At 53.1% G+C, this 12,503-nt stretch carries 11 protein-coding genes; 7 read left to right on the top strand and 4 right to left on the bottom strand.

Features of this window, described 5'->3' with window-relative positions; all coding sequences use genetic code 11:
* Nucleotides 1-51: 51 nt before the first annotated feature.
* Together IFT57_RS05895 and IFT57_RS05890 are read right to left on the bottom strand one after the other, a co-directional pair.
* Nucleotides 52-1,791 carry a hypothetical protein gene (locus IFT57_RS05895; RefSeq protein ID WP_192092789.1) on the bottom strand — a complete coding sequence of 580 codons (1,740 nt, stop codon included), beginning with the start codon at nucleotides 1,789-1,791 and terminating at the stop codon, nucleotides 52-54.
* Nucleotides 1,792-1,939: 148 nt separating this feature from the next.
* A complete protein-coding gene (locus IFT57_RS05890; RefSeq protein WP_192150965.1) occupies nucleotides 1,940-2,575 on the bottom strand; it encodes a hypothetical protein in 636 nt (211 codons plus the stop codon).
* A gap of 272 nt (nucleotides 2,576-2,847) precedes the next feature.
* Here IFT57_RS05890 and IFT57_RS05885 point away from each other — a divergent pair, with 272 nt between their 5' ends.
* The 5 genes from IFT57_RS05885 (at nucleotide 2,848) to IFT57_RS05865 (ending at nucleotide 8,176) form a co-directional block, all read left to right on the top strand.
* Nucleotides 2,848-5,319: a DEAD/DEAH box helicase gene (locus tag IFT57_RS05885; protein WP_192092791.1), complete on the top strand. Its 2,472-nt coding sequence runs from the start codon at nucleotides 2,848-2,850 to the stop codon at nucleotides 5,317-5,319.
* Nucleotides 5,316-6,416, top strand: coding sequence for a competence protein CoiA family protein (locus IFT57_RS05880; RefSeq protein WP_192092792.1), 1,101 nt, complete (start codon nucleotides 5,316-5,318; stop codon nucleotides 6,414-6,416). Before IFT57_RS05885 ends, IFT57_RS05880 begins: the two co-directional genes overlap by 4 nt.
* Before the next feature lie 90 nt (nucleotides 6,417-6,506).
* Entirely contained in the window at nucleotides 6,507-6,656 is a 150-nt protein-coding gene (locus IFT57_RS05875) for a hypothetical protein (RefSeq protein ID WP_192092793.1), read from the top strand.
* A 103-nt stretch (nucleotides 6,657-6,759) separates the two neighbouring features.
* Entirely contained in the window at nucleotides 6,760-7,854 is a 1,095-nt protein-coding gene (locus IFT57_RS05870) for a saccharopine dehydrogenase family protein (RefSeq protein ID WP_192150963.1), read from the top strand.
* Between the two features lie 130 nt (nucleotides 7,855-7,984).
* Nucleotides 7,985-8,176: a hypothetical protein gene (locus tag IFT57_RS05865; protein ID WP_192092795.1), complete on the top strand. Its 192-nt coding sequence runs from the start codon at nucleotides 7,985-7,987 to the stop codon at nucleotides 8,174-8,176.
* 8 nt (nucleotides 8,177-8,184) lie between these two features.
* Here the strand turns inward: IFT57_RS05865 and IFT57_RS05860 are convergent, their stop codons facing one another.
* The gene (locus IFT57_RS05860; RefSeq protein ID WP_192150961.1) at nucleotides 8,185-9,159 is read right to left on the bottom strand and encodes a hypothetical protein; all 975 of its coding nucleotides are present in this window, start codon (nucleotides 9,157-9,159) and stop codon (nucleotides 8,185-8,187) included.
* Between the two features lie 222 nt (nucleotides 9,160-9,381).
* On the bottom strand, nucleotides 9,382-9,852 hold the full coding sequence (locus IFT57_RS05855; RefSeq protein WP_163020502.1) for a hypothetical protein: 471 nt from the start codon (nucleotides 9,850-9,852) through the stop codon (nucleotides 9,382-9,384).
* 204 nt (nucleotides 9,853-10,056) lie between these two features.
* Here IFT57_RS05855 and IFT57_RS05850 point away from each other — a divergent pair, with 204 nt between their 5' ends.
* Nucleotides 10,057-10,908, top strand: a complete 852-nt coding sequence (locus tag IFT57_RS05850) for a hypothetical protein (RefSeq protein ID WP_192092798.1) — start codon at nucleotides 10,057-10,059, stop codon at nucleotides 10,906-10,908.
* 121 nt (nucleotides 10,909-11,029) lie between these two features.
* Nucleotides 11,030-12,499: a hypothetical protein gene (locus tag IFT57_RS05845; RefSeq protein WP_192150959.1), complete on the top strand. Its 1,470-nt coding sequence runs from the start codon at nucleotides 11,030-11,032 to the stop codon at nucleotides 12,497-12,499.
* Nucleotides 12,500-12,503 lie beyond the last annotated feature (4 nt).

The raw sequence follows: 12,503 nt of genomic DNA, 5'->3' as shown, positions 1-12,503 counted from the left end.
TAACTGGAGCCCTAGGGCTCCAGAATTTCAGGTGAACAGTTTCGTTTTTCTTCACCGATGAAGATGCCCTTTATGCTGGTGAATCCTACCAGATTGCAGGGCATCGTCCCGTTCGCTTTTCAATGCGATTCTCAGCCCATCCACATCCCCCTGGCAAAGCTTGGTGACTGCCATCATGGCTCGACCACCGAAGATCAACTCAATGCGATCAATGAAAGAATGGGTGAAAAACTCAGGCTCTATCTCAAATCCTTTAGGCGCATATCGATTGATCCTGATCAGGCGGGCTTTGTGTAGGTAGAAAAAGCCCGCGTGCATAGAAATAAGATTTGCTGCCCTATCGATCCTGTAAGTCCTGCGACCTCTGAAATGATCCTCAACAATTTGACCTAGCAGGAGCTGACACCTCCAAGAAAGTGAGTTCGCGGCCTTTGCCCAGTTAATGAGTGATCGAGAAAGCTCTGGCTCCTCTTGCGTGTTGATATCAAGGACACCTGGCAGACTGTCCATCATCCGTTCTTGCCAATGCTTTGTGAAGCGCAAGGACTGCATGTCCAGATCAGGGCGGTAAGGCCACCGCTGCGCAAGCCCTTGGCTCATAGGGTGTCCTTTGCCCAATACATAGTGCTCATGACCGTTTATGCGGTAGAGATGCTCAGAGCAAGTCAGCGCTACATGATCAGTGTTCCAGAAGGTTTCACAGTCGCTGTCATCATCCACCACGTTGTAGATCGGGCTGAAATGCCCATCAACGTGACCTTCTCGAACCACCTGCTTGCCACAACCGGGCTTCTCACATACACCTTGAGATCTGTAGAAAATCTCTTTTATAGACCCAGGGTGAAGAGCACACGCTCTCGATGTCCCGGCATTAAGCCGCCAGCCTAGCCCCGCAACTTTGATACCAAACGGGTCATCATCACTCAAGGCTGGCAGGTTGAGGGGCTCCGCGATTGGGGCGAGGGCGTCTTGCTTGGCCAGGGTGACCGCCTGGATGCCGTGAGGCCCGAGCTTGATGACGTTTTTCTGATGAAGATTGGCTTTAACCTGATCAATCATCATGGGATAGGTCATGAAGATAATTCCTTCATCAAGGTAAAGCCGATCGATCATTGTCTGATGCGCCGGATGGTGACCCCCTTGATTTCCAACCACCAGAACATAGCCAATCTCAATCTTCACAAGCTTGGAGGGTTCCCCATCCTGGCCAAATATTGGAACCGGGTAGCCTTCGAACAAAGGCTTAATGCTATCGAGCAGGGCTTTCTTCATGTAGTCAGGTCGCATCCGCTCTCGCCAGCTTCTGACTTGATTGATCGCATCTTCTGCTTCGAACAGAAACGTAGAGCGACTGAGGAGTTTGTTGTCAAAGACCTTTTTGGAAGACTTTTCAATTTCTACCAATGTGATCTTCACGACTGACCCCTGCACCGTAATGTAGGTAAAATCCGTGGTCAGCCGACAGGGCAGCGTGTATTTATTAAGAAGGGCATCCAGATACAGCCCCCCGGCGTATAGCTCGGGGGTATGGAGTAGATAGGGGTGAGCAACGATCATGTCGTGCAATGCTTGCTCTTTCACCGCCTGCCCTTCGCCATCTACCTTAGGTGAATTCCCTGTATCGGCTTGCCTGCTTTGGTATGCAAGCCCTTTGCGCTTGATGGGGTTCCTAAGCTCCGGCTTTGAAGACTTTTGCTTATGGTCTTGGATTTTCTTCCGGATCGGCGCAGGGGCCATAACGAGATCTTCGAAATGCTTGATGATTTCACGTGGATCGGAAGATGTGATCATGAGGGTGCTCTCCGGGCTGACAGGATGTTCTATCAGCACCCTGAAGCAGGGTCAACTCAGCGCGCAGGAGGCTAGCTCTTTCTCAGGTCAATAAAAGAAAACCTGTCGTTAAAATAGTTCCGGCTTGCGCACATCAGAGCTATTCAGCTCAGGCAGCTCGTTGAGCGCGCAGACTTGGGTGAACATTGGAGACATGCAAGCGCTCTGGGCGGCTGGAGCTGCAGCCGTTGCGAATCTTGCAATGGACATCGAGCACATCGCCCACAATGAATTCCTGATCCATCTCGACGGCCAGGTGGTGCTCTGGAACCACCAGGCTCTTGGCGTACACGGCCACGCGAGCTTTGTCCTGGATTGCGATGGTCGACAGCTCGCAGGCAGCGCTCAACCAGTTTGCAGGATCACTGGCCACGTGGAAGTAGTCGCCATCTGGGCACTGAAACTCGAAAATGGATTCGGTGGTTTGAGGGCGAAGCCACATCTCAACGCCCTCGGGGGTGCGGCGCATCAACATCCACAGGTGGTGCATCAGCATGACCGTATCCGGGCTGTCTGGGTAGCTTTTACGCAAGAGCTTTGGAGAGGACAAGGTGATATTCGAACCCCCTCTGACCTGCAGTATGCTCTCGCGATCTGCGGCAGCGCCGGCTTCACTCAGGTGAGAATGCTGGATTTTTGCCATGCTTTGAATTTTGACTTGGACAGCCAAAATGGTCGAGTTCGCCTCAGGCATATTCGAATGGACAATCTGGGATAGGGCACTCAATGCCTGTGATTTGAACACAAAAAGCTCACATGGATTTGCGGAAACGACTGATATTACTGAGCTTTCTCCATCCTGTCAATATACGCATAAGTCGAATTCAAGCTTCCAGTGCGCTTGATGAGAGGGGCAGCACGACACCTGGCAAGATCCTTAAAGCTCAAGTAACCAGCACAAGCCCTCTAAATCGGGGGTTAAGGGTTGAATGCCCAGGGTTGCCAAAAACCCTATAGGTGATAAGGTCGGCTTCATCTCAATTTAAACTTCAGCCAACCAGGATAAGGGTTTGAAGCATGGTCAAGCGCCCCAGCCCAACCCAAAAACAGCTCAAAAAAGGGCATGAAGAGGAATCGATCGAAAGCGCCCGGTTTTCTGATCTGCTTGAGGGTGTGGTGACAGCTGCAGAGCACCCTGTGATGGTGGATGGGCCAGCAATGCCTGAAGGGGAGTTTATCACTGACAAGCGCGAACTGTTCAAATCCGTTTTCCGGGGGAGAATCGATGTTTACCCCACACGATGGACATCCCCCGATGGCAAGAGGGGCGGGTACTCCCCAGCATGCGGAAATCTTTTCAAAAAGGGCGTGTGCAACATCAAGGTAGTCCCTTGCGATGCTTGCAGCAATAGGGATTTGCTGGCCTTAACGGACGAGCGAATCTCAAGGCATCTGAAAGGATTGGGAACAACACAGGAAAACAAAGGGGCTATCGGGCTTTTCCCACTGATGCCTGACAGCACCTGCTACCTCCTGGCTGTCGACTTTGACAAAGATAATTTCAGGCAAGATGCTTTGGCATTTTATGCGTCCTGCAAGGCGCTAGGGGTGCCGGCATCAATCGAACTGTCTCAGTCAGGTAATGGCGCCCATATCTGGATTTTCTTTGATCGAGCAGCGACAGCCAAGATGGCTCGACAGCTAGGCTTTGCCATCATCAGTCACGCCTGCTCGAATAATCGGCAACTGGATCTGAAGTCCTATGACCGGCTATTCCCCAATCAAGATGTCATGCCCAATGGTGGATTTGGAAACCTGATTGGCCTGCCATTCCAATATGAGCCTCGTGAGCGAGGCTGTAGCGTATTCGTCAACGAAAAATTCCAGGTCTATAGGGATCAGTGGGCCTACCTGTACACGATCAAAAGAATGCGAGTCGACGACATTCGGGAGGCCATTTTCAACGCCGTAGGTGACGCCGACCCCCTAGACATCGAATTCTCAAAGGATATCGACGACGAGAGCCCTGTTGACGAGCCCTGGTCACCCAAGAAAAAAGACTCGGTCTTGCTATCAGGCGTGCTGCCAAAGAGTGTGACTATCAAGCAAGGCAATATGCTTTGGTTCGAAAACAGCCTGCCATTGGCTTTGAAGAACAGGTTGATCAGGCTGACGGCATTCAAAAACAAACAGTTCTATTTGGCCCAGGCGATGAACCGATCGGTATGGGACATCCCACGACTGATCGCGAAATGGGAGCTGGAGCGGCAGTACTTTGGAATTCCTCGCGGCAGCCACTCCTCGGTTATGGATCTGCTGGCTAAAAACTCGATCGAAGCGAAGGTTGAAGATGTCAGGTCGCAAGGAACGCCCATCAAGGTCAGCTTCAAAGGCAAGCTACGGGACGACCAGTCCGTAGCATTCAACAAGATGATCGAGCATGAAGATGGCACGCTAATCGCGCCACCGGCATTTGGCAAAACCGTCCTAAGCTCAGCTGTCATTGCGCATCGCAAAGTCAACACCTTGATCATCGTGCACCGCAAAACCCTAAAAACCCAATGGCGTAAAAGCCTCAAGCAGTTCTTGGGTCTGAAGGATCATCAGATTGGTACCGTTGGTGGTAAAGATGCCAAGCCCAGTGGCTTTATCGACATAGCCCTGGTCAAGTCGCTGCATGCTGAAGAAAACCTGGCGGGGATCATCGCAGAGTACGGGCAAATCATGGCCGATGAGTGCCATCATGTCACCTCAGCCCAGTTTGAAACGATCATGCAAAGTGCCAATGTCAGGTACGTTATGGGGATGACAGCAAACTCAGAAAAGCGTCAGGGTGATGAACCGATTGTTTACATGCAATGTGGCCCGATACGCCACGTTGCGCAAAGAGCCGAAAACGCCCCTAAAGACCGAAGGGTTGTCCCAGTACCCTTAAACTTCGAGGTGCCGTTTGCTGATGATGCTGATATCCAGGATATCTTCACTTTCCTGGCTGAGAGTGAGGAGCGCACACAGAAAATTGCTGAAGACGTCCTGAATGCTTACCGCCAAGGCAGAAAGATCATCCTGCTGACAGAGCGGGTAAGCCACTGCAAAAGACTGGCTGAACTGCTGAAGCCGGATGTTGAGGCACTTTTTCTCTTGGGCAGCGGGCAATCGGAGAAGAAGAAAGAAAAACTAATGGAGCAGCTGGAGGGTCTTCCCCCTGGCACACCTCATATCATCATCGCCACCACCAGCCTCTTAGGGGAGGGTTTCGACCACCCCCCTCTGGACATGATGGCGCTGGCCATGCCGATCTCCTGGAGAGGTCGCGTAGCTCAGGTTTCAGGCAGGCTTGATCGCCCCTATGAATCCAAGGTCGATGTCATCATTCGCGACTATATCGACACAGGTCACCCTCAGCTGCTCTCGATGTGGCGTAAAAGGCGAGCAGGCTATGCCAAGATCGGTTTCAAGGCGGTTGGAATCACCCTGGGGCGCACGCCAACACGACCATCGTGCATTGAGGTGACCAACATTCCCGTCCAGCAGAGCCTCGGCCTATGAACACAACAAAGATTCCCTTTGGGCTGCTCAACGGCGATCTCAAGCGCGCCATGGATGTCCCCAATGGCTTGGCGTGCGGCTGTTTATGCCCTGGCTGTAAATCACCCCTAATCGCAGCCAATAAGGGTGTTCGCAATGTTCCCCACTTCCGTCACGCACAGGCCGTCGACTGCCAAGGGGCATATGAGACTGCGCTGCATCGCGCAGCCAAAGAGCTTCTTGTCGAGAAGATGTTTGTTCAGACCCCGGATTTTGACCAGTACGTCACCGCTGGAGGAAATCACCTGATCAGCGGGAAGCGGGTATCGATCCCAGGCGCACTGGTCAGTGCAGACCAGGCTCAAAGTGAAGTCACAATGCAGGGTGTTGTCCCGGACGTCGTGTACACGGTTGGAGGACATCTACTGCTGATTGAAATTCATGTCTCCCACAAAGTCGATGGCCGCAAGCAACAAGTGCTTCGTAGCATGGATCAGTCCAGTTTCGAAATTGATCTGCGACATCTGAAGATCGAGTCTGTGGTCGATCCCAAGGCATTCGAACACGAGGTACTGCACAACCCTGAGAACAGGCGCTGGCTTCACTCGCGATTGGGAGCCAGATTGGTCAGCAGGGCGCTGACAGAATTGACCCAGGCAAGAGAGCAGCAGCGTGAGAAGCAAAGGTTGCGTGAACTGGAGCTGACCGAGCAGCGTGCCAGCGGTAAGCTTTTGCGCGAGCTTGAAGCCCAAGCCAGGCGTCAGATCACCAGTGAACAGGTTGCACAGGCACACGACTCCCATGAGGCCAAGGTTTACCGTGAAAACATGGGGGAGCTGCGCCAGCGTATCATGTGTCGCGCAAAGGCCATTGCCCGCACAATTGAAAGAGCCGTTACTGAGCATGAGGGGCAGGGTGCACAGTGCCAAACCTGCTGGATGGTCAACGCCCCCGGTGATGTTCGCTGTACCTACTGCCAAAGCACAACTCTGTCTCAAGTATCGTTCACCTCTGACTATGCCAGAAATGCAGAGGCCAGGATGCGCTGCTCTACAAAGCCCGATGAGTCCATCAAGCGGGTTCCGAACCTTGAGGCGGAAGGTGAGGGTTTATCTTGATTCAATTTGTCAAATAACCGATGATTGAAGCCTGTGTTTTACCTTTGTGCCCGCCTAAAAGTGGGCTTTCGTGATGACTTGAGAAACGTGATGAAGCTCCTCGATACACTCCAAAAGAAACTGCTCTGTGCCCTGCCCAAGGGGCTTGATGCGCATCACACCTTCTTGGGCATCGAAAAGATTGGGGATGAGATTACTTCCCCTAACCAGTCAAAATATACCTGCCCCCTGTTTCAATGAACGTCCATTTTGAATGCGGGCAACGGGATGTGACCTTGAGCATGCTCAGGAAAAACTAGAACGTCACGCTCGCAAGCGGGAGCTTGGGGCCAGGAGTTGGATGATGAAGGTATTAATCGTTGGCGCAGGCGGAAACTTCGGCAGTATCATCAGCCGAAAGCTCTCCCAGATTCCTGAGATAGAATTAGTCCTTGTGGGGCGATCGGAACAAGCCAAGGATCTGGCCAAAGAACTTGGTGCAGAATACTGGCAGGGCGATGCGCTTGCTGATGGCTTTGCGCAGGTGTTGGCACAGTACGCCGTCGAACTGGTCGTTCATGCAGCGGGGCCCTTTCAAAATCAATCTCTGAATGTCGCCAGCGCGTGTATCGACTATGGCTGTCACTATTGCGACCTGTCAGACGCTCGTGAGTTTGTTACCAAATCCAAAGCTTTGGACAGCAGTGCTCGCGAAAAAGGGGTAGCCATCCTTAGTGGCTGTAGCTCAGTCCCTACGCTATCTTCCGCCGTGATTGATGCCTACCTGGCCAGCGAGCCTAAGGGTACTGTTCTCACCTCCATCCGGCATGGCATTAATTCGTCAGGAAAGATGCCGGGGTTATCTACGGTAGTAGGCGTTCTCGAATACGCAGGACGTTCCATCCCCCAGCAGCGCAACGGCGCGCTCCATCAAGTGCCGGGCTGGAAAGATCTTGAGGCCGTCAAAGTCGCGGGCATCAGTGGTAGGCGCCTGGTGGCTAATGTGGATGTCCCGGACATGGATATCTTCCCTGAGCGGTACGCCGTAAAGGACATCGTGTTCAAGGCTGGGCCCGGCGTGGCGATGGGTGCGCTGGCCAACTACGCACTGGCCACGGTAGTGCAGTGGGGGCTGGCGAAGTCGACTTTCCGCGTAGCGGGCTGGCTTCACAAGTTAGGCCGGCGCTTTGAGTTTCTGGGTGACGGCAAAAGTGCCATGTATGTCGAGCTCAAGTCGCTGCTGCGCAGCGAAGAGACGACTTACCGCTGGGAGATCCTTGCGACGCATGACAAGGGCCCGCAGATACCTTGCTGTGGTGCAATCGCCTTGGCGCGCAAGATGGCTTCAGGCTATAGACCTGATTCTGGAGCAAGACCCTGCGTTGGCGAGATCACCCTGGGTGAGTATTTGTACGAGATAGACCCGTCTTTTGTGACCATTACCGAATCTAAAAGCTAACGGGGCTGAAGATCTGAATTCACGCGGCCAGGGTGGAATTATTGGTTTTCCATAATTCGACATAAAAGGGCCGACATCGCTGCCAGCCCCCTGTTTGCTAGTCGCGTAGAGCCCCGTCTACGTACTCTTCATGGTGGTCATCACACAGAAAGCCCAACTCGACCTCGTGTTGGGCCGGCTCACCACAGTGCTCGCAATTTTGTCCATCCAGGCTGAGATTGGAAGAACAGTCTGGGCAGAGCGGGTGGGTCTCATCGAGTTCGTCATCTACAAACTCGAAGTCCTCGTTACTGACCTGAACCCCGCAGGACTCGCAGTTTAGATCATCCATTATGCCTGCTCCCGACGAGTAAAAAGGAACGACGGAGTACGCATCTCGGGCTTAGAAACGGCGATGTGCTTCTCGGCCAGGCGGCGGAAATTCGCATCGAGCACATGATTGATCAAATAGTCATGACCCACCATGCGAGCACCATTGCCGAAGAAGTCAACGTGCAGTGATGTGGTCTGCATGACCTTTTTCAGAATCGTTCGGGAGTGATATTGGCCGCTGTCGATGGAAAGTAGTGCGCACTGAAGCGAACCCAGATAATCCTCCTTGACCAGAAGAAATTCAGCCAGGAAATTCAGGGCGTCTGGGTGTTCGTTGCGGTAGGCATCGATCAGGAATGGAATGCACTTTGGGCTGTAACCCCCTGGATAGGTGCCCGTCAGCAAGCCAGCAAGGTACTGGGAGTAGACGTGACCTTCGTTCGCCAGTGACTGATAGGTCTGCAGCGCTTCATCAGAACAGTCCATGGCTGCGTGGGTGAAGACATTCTGATTGTGCAGGCCCAAATCGAAGCGGCTGCGGATCATGGGGTGCTCTAGCGATGTATCTTCAAAAGCTGCAAGAAAGCGCTCCATCAAGCGATCCTTTTGGTCTTGCAACAGTTGCGTGTAAGGCTTTTTAGCAACCTTTCTCGCATAGAGGTCGTAGGCTTTGCTGATCTTTTCACCAGGAAACTCAAGCAAGGCAGCGGCTTGGAAGTCCTTGACCTTCATTTCTCCCGAAAGGAGCAGGTGCGGCTCATTGAGCAGGATCGATTGATTTTCGAACGCCTTGCTGATGTCGTTGAATTGATGATCACTGCCAAAAAAACTGACATCCAGAGAACATAGCGGCGTGCGGAGAAGGCCTGCGCGTGGATCAGTGCCGGGGCGAGGAGTGGATGCCCGGAATTCCTTGCGCTGAAAGAGCTGGCGGTCGACGGTGTAATGCTGATTTCGCAGCAGGGTGAGGGTAAAGCTTTTGGTGTCTGTCATTTTGAACTCTGCAATCAGTTGATCGCTAGCCCAGCCGCAAACAAGCATGAATCAACCTGGCACAAAAGCTCTGGCTGACCGAGAAAACCTTGATTACAACGCCAATCTTTCTCACAGGCGGCTGGGAGAGTGGGAGGCAGGGCCCGAGGCGCAAGTTAACGCCAGGCCCAGATTCTGCCCGTACCAAATCTTAAAATCAACCCCCATGAATCAGTAGGTGCATTAGGAGGCCAGGGAGATTTCTTCAGGAGAGCGACGAATGCGTGGAGCATTGGCTGAAATTTGATCGTAGTCAGGAACGAACTTTTTAGCAGCATTCTTGAGGGTGTTGTAGGGTCGACCCATCTCCCGAGCCGCTTCCCAGGCCGGTACGCCAGCTTTACGCAGTTCAGCGAAGGCATGAGCCTCTTCGCGGGTCACAGGCGCAATCCGCAGAGGAGCCGTCACGTCAGTCCCTTTCTTGACGCGCTGGCGCAAAGTGGTGGGCGGCAGACCAAGAGCCTGAGCGTGTGCCGCGAGCGTTCTCCTGAGTCCGTTGATCTCATATGTGCCACCCACTTGCTTGGGCCAGTCCATGTCGAGCACTTCGATGATGGTGTCCAGTTTCGATTTGTCCATACCAAGTGCCAGGGCAGCTTTGGTGCGAGAAATCCCGGACTCTTTAAGTCGCTTGAGGTCGTCTTCGATATTCATGATGCGCAAAGCGTAGTGGGTATGCACTATTTTAGGTTTGTGCGGGCAGGGCGATGCAAGTACTGATGCATTTTCGCATTTAGTGAAGCCTTTCGTAGGATAGGCCCTATTACTCGATTTGAAATTTTGGACACGGTATTGGCTTAGCTATATATTGAAGTAGGTGCTTAGGGCACGTGCATTTTCTACTGAGAACGAGAATAAATGAAAAAGCGAAACCTGTTTGGCCTAACCCTGGCCGGTGCCATAGCGGCCTCAACGTACGCCCAAGCGCATAACGTTATCCGGATGCAGGCGCCCATCGCCCAAGGTAATTTTTGGGAGCAGACCCAAGACTTTGTCTCAGCCTGGGCCCCTGCAGGGCAGATCTATGGTTGTTCCGTCTGGACGCCTGAAGTTAATACCGTCGAGAGTGGCCACTCGTTCACGCAGAGCGCCAGCGACTGCCTTCAAACCCAGGAGCGAACGATCCAGCCTCAAGAAACCCACTCAAAAACCCACGCAGTACGAAATGCTGGCCAGGCTTCCACTGAGAGCATTGTCAGAACAGTCTCCAGCACCAGGGCCGCGATCGGCACGCTGATCATCTGGCAACAAGGGTACAGCAAAGTAGGTGAGTGGGTGAATGCCACAGATCCCGCTGCCTCCAGCTCATGCAGCTGGACGCCAGCAGTCAGTGCCGTCGACAAAGGTGTTTCGTTTACGCAGACCGGCTCCAACTGTCTCTACACGCAGACTCAAAATGTTCAGCCCCAGGAGCGAAACCCGGTTACAGGTGAAATGCGCGATACCGGTACCGCCAGCTCCCTTACCCGCACAATGGTAGGCACAGCGACACGTACCGCAGTCGGCACCAAGGAGCCTGTTGTCATACCTGGACTGCCTGCCAATGAGGGCGGAACATTCACCATCACTTCTCCTGCCACTGTCTACTACGGGGTGAAGGGCACCACTCGCCTGACCAGCAAAACCTTTGCGGCTGGCAAGTACAGTTGCTCGAATGGAGTATTTGGCGACCCAGCGAGCGGCACAGTAAAGACCTGCTGGGCAAACTGAGGGCCAGGGGCGAGGAGACTCGCCTATGGCTCAAATTTGAAATTAGCGCAGACATAGGTTGATTAGGAAGCTTGCGCTTGAAACAATGAATTGAGCTGTATATTGATCAACAGAGGTCACAATGATTCTAAAAAAACCCTCTCGCTTCGTTGCTTCCGCGCTTCTGGTGCTGTGTGGCACGATGGCTATTCAGAATTTTGCGAATGCTGCAGGCATGGACTCGCAACCCACTGAGCAGGAGGTGGTTCAGGATATAGCCATGCTCAAGTCCTCAGACTTCGGGCGAGCTCGCACCATGGCTTCAAAAAGCATGGATGGCCAAAGCATCAGGTTTCTGATCGAGAACGTAGACATCACCTACGAGGGTCTCCCCAATGTCCCCAGGGCCACGCCGGTCGTGATGGACATGAAAGACCCTGGGTGCGTCGTCAATATGCAGGACAAGGGCTGGGTGAAGGCTGGAGATGACCTTTCGTTTCATGGCGCACGCGGCGATTTGCTTCTGGTGAACGCTGATCTTGCTCGCATCAGCAACACAAACCACGAGATTGGCCACTGTATCGACTTCACCGTCATGCCCAAACTCAAAGCTGATCTTGCCGGCACAGGCGCCAATATCAATTCCGTCGTCAACATCGCCATGACGCAAGCGCTTGAAAATGGCGGCACTGTTGATCTGGCAGGAGTCGCGCAGAAGGGCGCTGGCTATGTCCTGGAGAACCGAATGGCCTCCTACGAGGCTGGCATCTACTCGACCGCTGTGAAGGAGGCCTATGCCGACCTGCATGCGGTTTACCAAACGGCAGCACTCACTGGCTCGTTCGACAGCTTCTCTGGGGTCATCAACAACTACCGCCAGGCAGTCAAATGGGACATGAACCATGCTGACGATCTTGCGGTGTACCGCATCCTGGCGCAAGAACAGGCAGCGGGGCTCAAGCCTGGCGACCTGATTGGTAAATCCCATGAGCAAGTCACCGAACAGGTGAATGCTGCTTTCACCAAGCACTTCTACCAGGATGGAAAGCTGTCAATTCACTCAGGTGGCTTCAAGTCTGTGGCAGAAGAGATCCACATTCGCGCCCAGGTGACGCCAGGTCTTGAGCAAGCGCAGAAGGACATCATTGCAAGGTTTGACGCCAAAGTGCTCGATGGAAGCCTTCAAGCATCCAAAGTCGAATTCATGTCACTTAGCCAAAAATCCATTGAAAGCCAGCAGAACCTGCTGAGTTCCGGCAAAGTCGCTGCAGAGCATCTGGATCAAGCCAAAGAGGTTGTGGCAAAACAAATGGGCAACCATGCTGCAGCGCTAGAGATCCTGGGCGTGTCTTCTGTAGAGGTTGCCAGCCACATCGCAAAAGACCCTGGCATGACGAGCCTTTTTGACAAGGTTGATCATTCGCTGTCTGCTGAGCGCGGTATTTTGCACAACGGTGGTTCGGGTGGATCAATCATGCGCAGAGCCATCCAGATTGGTGGCGACTACCGGCTGAGCCCAGAGAGCGACTTGATCAGAGCAAGTTTCAAGAATGCGCTTCAGCATACGGATCTGATCAAGACGGCTCAGCAGGAAGCACCAGCGCCAGGCTGATCAA

This window comes from Pseudomonas sp. CFBP 13719, from assembly GCF_014842095.1.
In the GTDB taxonomy this organism is placed as follows: Bacteria; Pseudomonadota; Gammaproteobacteria; order Pseudomonadales; family Pseudomonadaceae; genus Aquipseudomonas.
Note: the sequence above shows the minus strand (reverse complement) of the source record. Positions and strands in the feature narration are given on the sequence as shown.

What these genes read in the sequence shown, in the direction of transcription:
- IFT57_RS05895 (WP_192092789.1), bottom strand. Translation starts at nt 1,791, where the DNA reads ATGATCACATCTTCCGATCCACGTGAAATCATCAAGCATTTCGAAGAT.
- IFT57_RS05885 (WP_192092791.1), top strand. Translation starts at nt 2,848, where the DNA reads ATGGTCAAGCGCCCCAGCCCAACCCAAAAACAGCTCAAAAAAGGGCAT.
- IFT57_RS05880 (WP_192092792.1), top strand. Translation starts at nt 5,316, where the DNA reads ATGAACACAACAAAGATTCCCTTTGGGCTGCTCAACGGCGATCTCAAG.
- IFT57_RS05875 (WP_192092793.1), top strand. Translation starts at nt 6,507, where the DNA reads ATGAAGCTCCTCGATACACTCCAAAAGAAACTGCTCTGTGCCCTGCCC.
- IFT57_RS05870 (WP_192150963.1), top strand. Translation starts at nt 6,760, where the DNA reads ATGAAGGTATTAATCGTTGGCGCAGGCGGAAACTTCGGCAGTATCATC.
- IFT57_RS05865 (WP_192092795.1), top strand. Translation starts at nt 7,985, where the DNA reads ATGGTGGTCATCACACAGAAAGCCCAACTCGACCTCGTGTTGGGCCGG.
- IFT57_RS05860 (WP_192150961.1), bottom strand. Translation starts at nt 9,159, where the DNA reads ATGACAGACACCAAAAGCTTTACCCTCACCCTGCTGCGAAATCAGCAT.
- IFT57_RS05855 (WP_163020502.1), bottom strand. Translation starts at nt 9,852, where the DNA reads ATGAATATCGAAGACGACCTCAAGCGACTTAAAGAGTCCGGGATTTCT.
- IFT57_RS05850 (WP_192092798.1), top strand. Translation starts at nt 10,057, where the DNA reads ATGAAAAAGCGAAACCTGTTTGGCCTAACCCTGGCCGGTGCCATAGCG.
- IFT57_RS05845 (WP_192150959.1), top strand. Translation starts at nt 11,030, where the DNA reads ATGATTCTAAAAAAACCCTCTCGCTTCGTTGCTTCCGCGCTTCTGGTG.